This is a genomic window from Mesorhizobium sp. M7A.F.Ca.CA.002.15.2.1 (assembly GCF_003998715.1).
In the GTDB taxonomy this organism is placed as follows: domain Bacteria; phylum Pseudomonadota; class Alphaproteobacteria; order Rhizobiales; family Rhizobiaceae; genus Mesorhizobium; species Mesorhizobium ciceri.
The window spans coordinates 1-8200 of record NZ_RZPI01000204.1; the positions used below are offsets into that span (position 1 = coordinate 1).

Consider the following 8200-nt stretch of genomic DNA (forward strand, 5'->3'; position numbering starts at 1 on the left):
GTCTGAGGACAAGTGTTGTTGTCTTTGGCTGGTTCGGGGAAGCGCAACGGCGTCTAATGGCGTCGCGGCAAGCGCCACGCGCCTGCAAGATCGGTATTGCAATTAGGAGCAAGCCCTCGATTTGTCAACAGAAACGGGCAGCAATGGCACGATTGTGAAGTTGTAACCTTAATCGGGATGCTTAATCGACCTGTCGGTCGCAGAGCCGGCTCAATAGCGGAACTGTTCGGCGAGAATACGCTCGTTCCAGGAATGATTGGGATCGAACAGCAACGTTGCTGTCGCCGTGGGTGATTCTCGCACCGTCACCGAGGTCACCGCCTTGACCTCGGTATGGTCGGCGGCGGCGTTCACCGGCCGCTTTTCCGGCTCGCGGATGTCGAAGCGCACCGTCGCTTTGTTGGAGAGCAGCGCGCCGCGCCAGCGGCGCGGGCGAAACGGGCTGACCGGGGTCAGCGCCAGCAGCGGCGCGTCGAGCGGCAGGATCGGCCCGTGCGCCGAAAGATTGTAGGCGGTGGACCCGGCCGGGGTTGCGATCATGACGCCGTCGCAGTTCAGTTCCTCAAGCCGGACCTGTTCGTCGACGGTGATGCGGATCTTGGCCGTCTGGTACGATTGACGCCACAGCGCCACCTCGTTGATAGCCAGTGCCGAAATCGTTTCGCCTTCCGAGGTCACGGCCAGCATCTCCAGCGGGCGGATGGTTTCGGCGACGGCGGCTTCGAGACGCTCGGTCAGGCCACCGGAACGATACTCGTTCATCAGGAAGCCGATGGTGCCACGGTTCATGCCGTAGACCTTCTTGCCGGTCCCCATCGTGTCGCGCAGGGTCTGCAGCAGGAAGCCGTCACCCCCAAGGGCAACGACGATCTCGGCCTCCTCGACGGAAGACTGGCCATAGCGCGCCGACAGGCTTTCCAGCGCCGTCTTGGCGTCAGCGGTGTCGGACGAGACGAAGGCGATGTGGCTGGCGGCTTTGCTCATGGCTCCCCGATGACGACCGGTGGCAGCGGCAGGGCCGCGCCAATTTCGGGGTAGCATGGGCGGGGTAGGTCTGCAAACGGAGCCGCCATCCCGGATGGCAATGCCATTCCGGGATGGCGAGGCGACCGCGGGACGGCGGATGCGGACATGCGTTCGCGTATCATGACAAAGGCTACGCGAATGTGATGGTTAAGACCGGCCTTAAAGTCTCGTAAAGCCGGATCGGTCATGTTAGCCGGCAGTGGATGGGTGGCGTGGGGGCTAGCCAGTCGAGGCCGACATATTGCCGGTAACACGCCTGATCATTGTCTTTCTGATGCTGGGAAGCTTCGCGCTGCTCTTTGCCGAACTGGTGCGCCAGTCCGAAGAGACGAGCTTCCGACCGCAGCCCACGGCGTCGCGCTGTGGTGACGCAGCCGGAGCGCCATGCCCGCAAAGGGCGCTGTAGCGCTGTAACCTGATCATCCTTTCGGACGACCGGCGGCATTGGCGGCCGCTTCGGTGCGCGACATCGCGCGGCAGTTTCTCTCCTTAAAAGCAGAGGCCGGTCGGCTGCCGCACGTTCCACTCGTGAAAGCTTGCTGTTTGCACTCGCGGCGCTTGGCGGTGTAGATGGGTGCACCGATTGGCGGAAAGGTTTTTGGGTAGCCTCGTATCCGCCGTTGTTGGGAAACAAGCCCTGCGGCTCGTTGACTGGCCGGGTGTCTGGAGCAGGGGGTTCCATGTCGCGCAGCGTGTTGATTTCTGGTGGCTGCGGCTTCCTCGGCTCACATCTGGTCGACCGTCTGTTGCGGCGAAGCGATCTGGAAAAGCTGATCGTCGTCGACAATCTTTGGACCGGGACGCGAGACAACGTCGCACATATCGCCGATCCGCGTTTCGATCTGCAGATTGCCGATGCCGAAAGCTTTTCATCCCTTCAACGCTTCGATGAGATCATCCATCTCGCGTCGCCGGCTTCGCCGCTTTGGTACATGCGCGAGCCGGTACGCACGATCAAGGCCAACATCGGCGGCGCGCTCAATCTTCTGACGCTGCTCAAGCCCGGCGGCCGTTTCTGCTTCGCCTCGACCTCGGAAGTCTATGGCGACCCCCTGGTTTCACCCCAACCCGAGAGTTACAGGGGATCGGTGGACTGCACCGGTCCCAGGGCCTCTTATGATGAAAGCAAACGCTGCACCGAGGCATTGCTGTTCGAACAGCAGCGGGTTGTCGGGCTCGACATTCGCGTCGTCAGGATTTTCAACACATATGGGCCGCGAACCCGCATCGACGACGGACGCGCCGTTTCGAACTTTGCCATCCAGGCTCTGACAACCGGGGTGCTGACGGTCTATGGCGACGGGTCCCAATCGCGCAGTTGGGGTTATGTCGACGACATCGTCGAGGGGCTGGAACGTTACTTCTGGCGCGACGGCATCTCGCATCGCGGCCCTCTGAACATCGGCAACGATCACGAGGTTTCCGTCCTGCGCATCGCGGAATTCGTCAGGTCGCTTGTCCCCGGCAGCCGCATCGAGCACCACCCTCCGGCTCCCCAGGATCCGACAAATCGGCGTCCGGACCTGACGTCGGCGAGGCATGTCCTTCCTGGCTGGGAAGCCAGGACGGGCTATCAGGAAGGCATCGGGCGCACCTTCGATTGGTTCCGTCAGCGAATTGCGGCCGGAACCGTTGCGGCCCCAACGGCCTGACGCGCCCGACGTCGCGGCCAAAGCTCTTTCCTGGCTGCCCACTTGGTCACCACCGCATCGGGCGCATCGATCGGCGAGCCATGGCCGTATCCGCATAAAGATATTGACTGCATGTTTAGTCATAGTTACTCCTGAGGTCGCGAATTGAGTTGGACAGCCGGCGCCAGCCGGTGAATGGCCACCGTGAAGAGGGGAATATCTCGACTGCGATGCGGCTTGCCGTTGCCGGTGCGCCGCATGCCGCAAATGCGATGCCGACGGCCGTTCTCGTGCCGTCGATCGGCATTGTCGCGGCCATCTTTTCGTCAGCAGGAAACGGACCTGAGGCCGTAACGCCGCCGGTCCCAACAATGGGAGCATACAGCATGAACTGGAAACTGACCGCGACGGCCATCGGCCTGTCGCTGCTGACTGTCACGGGCGTTGCCCATGCCGACGGCGAACTCAACATCTACAATTGGGGCAACTACACCAGTCCCGAGCTGATCAAGAAGTTCGAGGAGACCTACAAGGTCAAGGTCACCGTCACCGACTATGATTCCAACGATACCGCCCTGGCCAAGGTCCGGCAGGGCGCCTCCGGCTATGACATCGTCGTGCCCTCGGCGAGCGTCGTGCCGGTCTGGATCAGCGAAGGTCTGCTCTTGGAGACCGATCCCAACAAGATGGAGAACTTCAAGAACGTCGATCCCAGGTGGGTCGATGTTCCATTCGATCCAGGCCGCAAATATACCGTTCCATGGCAGTGGGGAACGACCGGCATTTCGGTGAACAAGTCGGTTTATGCCGGCGACCCCAACACATCGGCGATCTTCCTCGACCCACCCCCCGAACTCGTCGGCAAGATCAATGTCGTACCCGAAATGGGTGACATCATGTTCCTCGCCATCGCTTACGAGGGTGGCAAATATTGCAGCAGCGACATGCAGATGCTGAAGAAGGTGCATGACAAGCTGGTGGAGGCCAAGGCGAAATGGCTTTCGCTCGACTATGCGGCCGTCGACGGCCTGGGCAGGGGCGACATCGCCGCGGGCGTCAACTGGAACGGCATATCGCTGCGCGAGCGGCTTGAGAACGACAAGATCGTCTATGGCTATCCCAAGGAAGGCTATCCGATCTGGATGGACAATGTCGCTGTCCTCAAGGACGCCAAAAACGTCGACAACGCCAAGCTGTTCCAGAATTTCATCATGGATCCGCAGAATGCGGCGCTGATCTCAGCCTTTGCGCGTTATTCGAACGGCATCAAGGGCTCGGAAGCCTTCATGCCCGACGACATGAAGACCGCGCCGGAAGTCAACATTCCCGCCGATTTCGCCGCCAAGGGCCAGTTCATGCAGGCATGCCCGCCCGACGTGCAGGCGCTCTACACGAAGATCTGGACCGATCTGCAGAAATGACCTGACCAGGCTTTCCCGCGCCGCAGCACGCGGCGCGGTCATCTCCGTCCATGCAACGCGATGCGCAGATCGCAGGAGACTTCCCATGACCGATCTCGACCTTTGCTACATGCCGGCCAGCGAGGCGCTGCGGCTGTTCAAGGCAAAGAAGCTTTCGCCCGTCGAACTGATGCAGGCCACCATCCGCCGCGCCGAAGCCACCAAGCCGACGATCAACTGCCTCACCTTCACGCATTTCGACGAGGCGATGGATCTGGCCAGGAAAGCCGAGGCGAAATACGCCAGGGGGGCCCGTACCGGGGCGCTCGAGGGGCTGCCGATCGGCATCAAGGACGAGAGCTACATCAAGGACAAGCCGACCTCGCACGGCTCGCTGCTGTCCCGGGATGCCATCGGTGGCCATACGTCGACGATGAACGAGCGCATCATCAAGGCCGGAGGCATTGTCCATGCCCGCACGGCGACGCCTGAATTCAGCTGCGCCGGCTACACCTGGTCGAAACGCTGGGGCGTGACGCGCAATCCGTGGAACCCGGATTTCACGCCCGGCGGTTCGTCCGGCGGTGCCGCGGCGACGCTGGCGTCCGGCACGTCGTCGATCGCCACCGGCTCGGACATTGCCGGGTCGATCCGAATTCCCGCGTCGGCCTGCGGTCTTGTCGGCTTCAAGCCGCCTTACGGGCGCAATCCGGACGAGCCGCCGTTCAACCTCGATTTCTACTGCCACACCGGACCTTTGGCGCGAAACGTCGGGGATGCGATCCTGCTGCAGAACGTGATGGCCGGACCGAGCCCGCTCGACATCGCCACGCTCCGCCCCAAACTGCGCCTGCCCAGCGACTACAAGCCGATCAAGGGCTGGAAGATTGCTTTCTCGATGGACCTCGGTTCTTTCGAGGTCGATCCGGACGTGCGCAAGAACACGCTTGCCGCCTGCGATGTGTTTCGCTCGCTTGGCGCCACGGTCGAGGAAGTCGATCTGGGCTGGGGCGACGACGTGCTCAAGGCGGGCATGGCCTATCTCGAACATCTGTTCGGCGCCTCACTGTCGCAACTGCTCAAGGAGCACGGCAAGGACATGACGAGCTATGCCAGGCAGTTCGCCGAGGACGGGCAAAGGTCGAAGGCGACGGACTTTGTCGGAACACTGGAAGTGGCGGCCAGGATGTACCAGACGCTGGGGCCGCTGCTGGAGACCTACGATGTGCTGATCTGCCCGACCAACGCGCTTCCCGCCGTGCCGGCGGAGTTCGATCAGACAACGGGCACGGTCGAGATCAACGGCAAGCAGGTGAACCCGTCGCTTGGCTGGGTGATGACGACGCCGTTCAACATGATGAGCCGCTGTCCGGTTCTATCCGTGCCGTCGGGCCGGGCGGCAAGCGGCGTGCCGACAGGCATCCAGATCGTCGGCCGCACCTATTGCGATGCCGATGTCTTCCGGGCGGCCATGGCCTATGAGATGGCCAAGGGGCAGTGGTACACAAACGCCGAAACGCGCCCGTCGCTATAACAGGGCGATGCGGCCCTTGCCGCGATCGTGGTTGATCTGCGGTTTCGGTTGTGGTGAGCCGACGCCGGACACCTCGAATAGACGGATCCGTGGCGGCGCCGGCGATCGCCGGCAGAAGTCCGAAAGGAGCTGGACGAAGATGGCGCAACAAAACACTGCGGCGGCAAAACGCAAAGGCGCAACGGCGAAGAATGGACGTGCGGCAAACGATGCCGCGCCGCCCAAGGACCGTCGGCGCGAACGCGGCGAAGCCAGCGTGCAGCGGATCATCGACGCCACCATCGAGCTCATCGCGGAGGAGGGACTGGCAAGCGTCACCATGCAGCGCATCGCCGAACATGTCGGCTCGTCCAATGCCCTGGTCGTCTTCCATTTCCGCAGCAAGGAGAACCTGTTTCGCGCCGTCCTGCAGTATCTCAGCGATCGATACGACGAGCTGTGGGTGACGCTGGTGCGAGCGCCCGGCCTGTCGCCGGTTGAGCGGGCCCTGGGCGCGGTCGATTGCGCGCAACGTTTCGCCCGCCAGCACCCGAAATGGGTTTCGGTCTTTGTCGTGTTCTCCAGCGACCGCAAGAGCATGCAGATCTACAATGAGATCGGCCTGCCGAGCGATCTTGCCTACACCGCCGAAGCGCGCGAGTTGCTGATCGAGATTTCGCGCAGCGGCGGTTACACCGACGTCGACATCGACACGCTGTCGGAGAGCCTGAATTATCTGGTCCACGGCGCCTGGTATTGGGATCATCTCAATCCATCCAGCCGTGACACCAACGTGCTGCGCAAGACCATGCTGCTCCTGCTGCATCAGGCATTCCCGCGGCATTTCGAACTGATGCGCTAGAGCAATTCCAGGAAAAGTGTGAAACGGTTTTCCGTCCGGAATTGCGCCAAACAAGGAGTTGGAGTGGTTCGCCGTTTCCGTGAAACGGTGAACCGCTCTGACCGCTTTCATGGCTGCCGCAGATGGCAGCCGGCCTGCCGCTTCTGTTCCAGATACTCGTCGACAAGCTGGCGGTAGCGCACCTTGCCGAAACTCGGGAAATGGCCGCCATGCACGACCGAGACATCGAGGTCGCGCAGGCGCAGCAGTGTCGCCATGTAGTCTGATATGTCCGAGTGGTAGACGTCGTCGATCAGCGGGCCGTCATAGATGATATCGCCTGATAACAGGATGCCCGTCCTGTTTTCATAGAGCGCGATGCCGCCGGGCGAATGGCCGGGCGTGTGGATCACCTCGAAGGCACGATCGCCGAGATCGACGACGTCCCCATGCTTGAGCAAACGGCCTGCCGGTGCGGGCGGAATACGGTAGCGCGCCGTGTTCCAGCCTTGCGGCTGGCAATCGAACATTTCGTCGGTCGCATAGGTGTCGGCTGCCGTCCACTCGTTACGCGGATCGGCGAGGATCCCGGCCTCGGCGGCGTGCACGCACCGTTCGGGAAATTCGTGGTGGCAGCCTATATGATCGAAATGCGTGTGGCTGGCGACGCAAATCAGCTTGCGCTCGCTGACCAACGGCACGTGACGCCTGAGGCTGAAATGGCCAAGCCCGGTGTCGAACAGAAGGTCACGATCGCGGCCGCGCACATGCCACATGTTGCAGCGGAAGAACGGTTTTATCCAAGGCTCGTGGATCAAGGTCACGCCATCGCTCATGCGGATGGTCTCGTACCAGTCTGGTGCCTCGATGACCGCAAGCGTTGCCATGTTTCAATCCGTCAGAAAGTTCAGTCCGTCAGCAGGATGATCTGGTCGGTATCGCAGGAAATCGCGACCCTGTCGCCCGGCTGGACGGTCGCCGTCGCGGGCAATTTGGCGATGAAGTGGAGCGAAGGGTCCTCGACGGAAACGGCGAGCACGCGCTTGAAGCTGCCCTGGAAAACCACGTCGCTCACCTCGGCTGTGCCAAGCCTGACACCGCCGCGCGCCTCGCCGAGGACAAGATGCTCCGGCCGTATGGCCAGCGCAACGGTAGAGCCGACCGGCAAGGCGCCGGGCAGCGAGACCGGCCCGACCGGCGTCGCGACGGTGCTTGTCCTATCCTTCGCCTCCGTGACCGTGCCGGCGAGGATCGTGCTTTCGCCCATGAAGGTCGCCGAAAAACGCGTCGCCGGCCGTGCGTAGACGCGCTCTGGCGGACCTTCGTCCTCGATGCGCCCGTCATTCATCACCACGCAATGGTCGGCCAGCGCCATCGCCTCTTCCTGGTCGTGCGTGACATGGATAAAGGCGGTGCCGACGCGCTTCTGGATCGCCTTCAATTCATCCTGCATCTGCCGGCGAAGTTTGAGGTCGAGGGCGCCGAGCGGCTCGTCGAGCAACAGCACCGCCGGCTCGATCACCAGCGCCCGCGCCAGCGCCACGCGCTGCCGTTGGCCGCCGGAGAGCTGATGCGGCTTCTTGTCGAAGGCAGAGGCGAGACCGACCAGCGCCAGCGCCTCGCGCGCCTTTGCGGCGCGTGTCGCGCCGTCGACGCCCTGCATGCGCAGGCCGAAGCCGACATTGCTGCCGACGCTCATATGCGGAAACAGCGCATAGTCCTGGAACACCGTCGTCGTCGGGCGCTTGGCCGGCGGCACCGACGTGCAATCCTCGCCACGGATGAACAC

The 8200-nt window shown here is 62.4% G+C and carries 8 protein-coding genes; 4 read left to right on the top strand and 4 right to left on the bottom strand.

Annotated elements, in window-relative coordinates; translation table 11 throughout:
• Positions 1–210: 210 nt before the first annotated feature.
• Positions 211–984 (bottom strand): NAD kinase, encoded by a 774-nt coding sequence (locus ENZ74_RS13810; protein ID WP_013531374.1) that lies wholly within the window; start codon positions 982–984, stop codon positions 211–213.
• 722 nt (positions 985–1706) lie between these two features.
• Between ENZ74_RS13810 and ENZ74_RS13815 the strand changes: the two genes are divergently transcribed.
• A complete protein-coding gene (locus ENZ74_RS13815; protein WP_063168088.1) occupies positions 1707–2678 on the top strand; it encodes an NAD-dependent epimerase/dehydratase family protein in 972 nt (323 codons plus the stop codon).
• A 115-nt stretch (positions 2679–2793) separates the two neighbouring features.
• Here the strand turns inward: ENZ74_RS13815 and ENZ74_RS13820 are convergent, their stop codons facing one another.
• Entirely contained in the window at positions 2794–3072 is a 279-nt protein-coding gene (locus tag ENZ74_RS13820; RefSeq protein ID WP_127224493.1) for a hypothetical protein, read from the bottom strand.
• On the opposite strand from ENZ74_RS13820, the gene ENZ74_RS13825 reads away from it, so the two are divergent.
• The 3 genes from ENZ74_RS13825 (at position 3044) to ENZ74_RS13835 (ending at position 6432) form a co-directional block, all read left to right on the top strand.
• A complete protein-coding gene (locus ENZ74_RS13825) occupies positions 3044–4078 on the top strand; it encodes an extracellular solute-binding protein (protein ID WP_024503894.1) in 1035 nt (344 codons plus the stop codon). The two genes, ENZ74_RS13820 and ENZ74_RS13825, sit on opposite strands and share 29 nt — an antisense overlap.
• 85 nt (positions 4079–4163) lie before the next feature.
• Positions 4164–5591 carry an amidase gene (locus ENZ74_RS13830; RefSeq protein ID WP_063168087.1) on the top strand — a complete coding sequence of 476 codons (1428 nt, stop codon included), beginning with the start codon at positions 4164–4166 and terminating at the stop codon, positions 5589–5591.
• Positions 5592–5730: 139 nt separating this feature from the next.
• Entirely contained in the window at positions 5731–6432 is a 702-nt protein-coding gene (locus ENZ74_RS13835) for a TetR/AcrR family transcriptional regulator (protein ID WP_063168086.1), read from the top strand.
• Positions 6433–6539: 107 nt separating this feature from the next.
• Here the strand turns inward: ENZ74_RS13835 and ENZ74_RS13840 are convergent, their stop codons facing one another.
• Together ENZ74_RS13840 and ENZ74_RS13845 are read right to left on the bottom strand one after the other, a co-directional pair.
• A complete protein-coding gene (locus ENZ74_RS13840; protein ID WP_063168085.1) occupies positions 6540–7298 on the bottom strand; it encodes an MBL fold metallo-hydrolase in 759 nt (252 codons plus the stop codon).
• Between the two features lie 20 nt (positions 7299–7318).
• On the bottom strand, positions 7319–8200 hold an 882-nt coding region (locus ENZ74_RS13845; RefSeq protein WP_164761027.1), incomplete at its 5' end, for an ABC transporter ATP-binding protein.

Coding starts and splice junctions, on each gene's coding strand:
- ENZ74_RS13810 (WP_013531374.1), bottom strand. CDS start 984: ATGAGCAAAGCCGCCAGCCACATCGCCTTCGTCTCGTCCGACACCGCT.
- ENZ74_RS13815 (WP_063168088.1), top strand. CDS start 1,707: ATGTCGCGCAGCGTGTTGATTTCTGGTGGCTGCGGCTTCCTCGGCTCA.
- ENZ74_RS13825 (WP_024503894.1), top strand. CDS start 3,044: ATGAACTGGAAACTGACCGCGACGGCCATCGGCCTGTCGCTGCTGACT.
- ENZ74_RS13820 (WP_127224493.1), bottom strand. CDS start 3,072: ATGGCCGTCGCGGTCAGTTTCCAGTTCATGCTGTATGCTCCCATTGTT.
- ENZ74_RS13830 (WP_063168087.1), top strand. CDS start 4,164: ATGACCGATCTCGACCTTTGCTACATGCCGGCCAGCGAGGCGCTGCGG.
- ENZ74_RS13835 (WP_063168086.1), top strand. CDS start 5,731: ATGGCGCAACAAAACACTGCGGCGGCAAAACGCAAAGGCGCAACGGCG.
- ENZ74_RS13840 (WP_063168085.1), bottom strand. CDS start 7,298: ATGGCAACGCTTGCGGTCATCGAGGCACCAGACTGGTACGAGACCATC.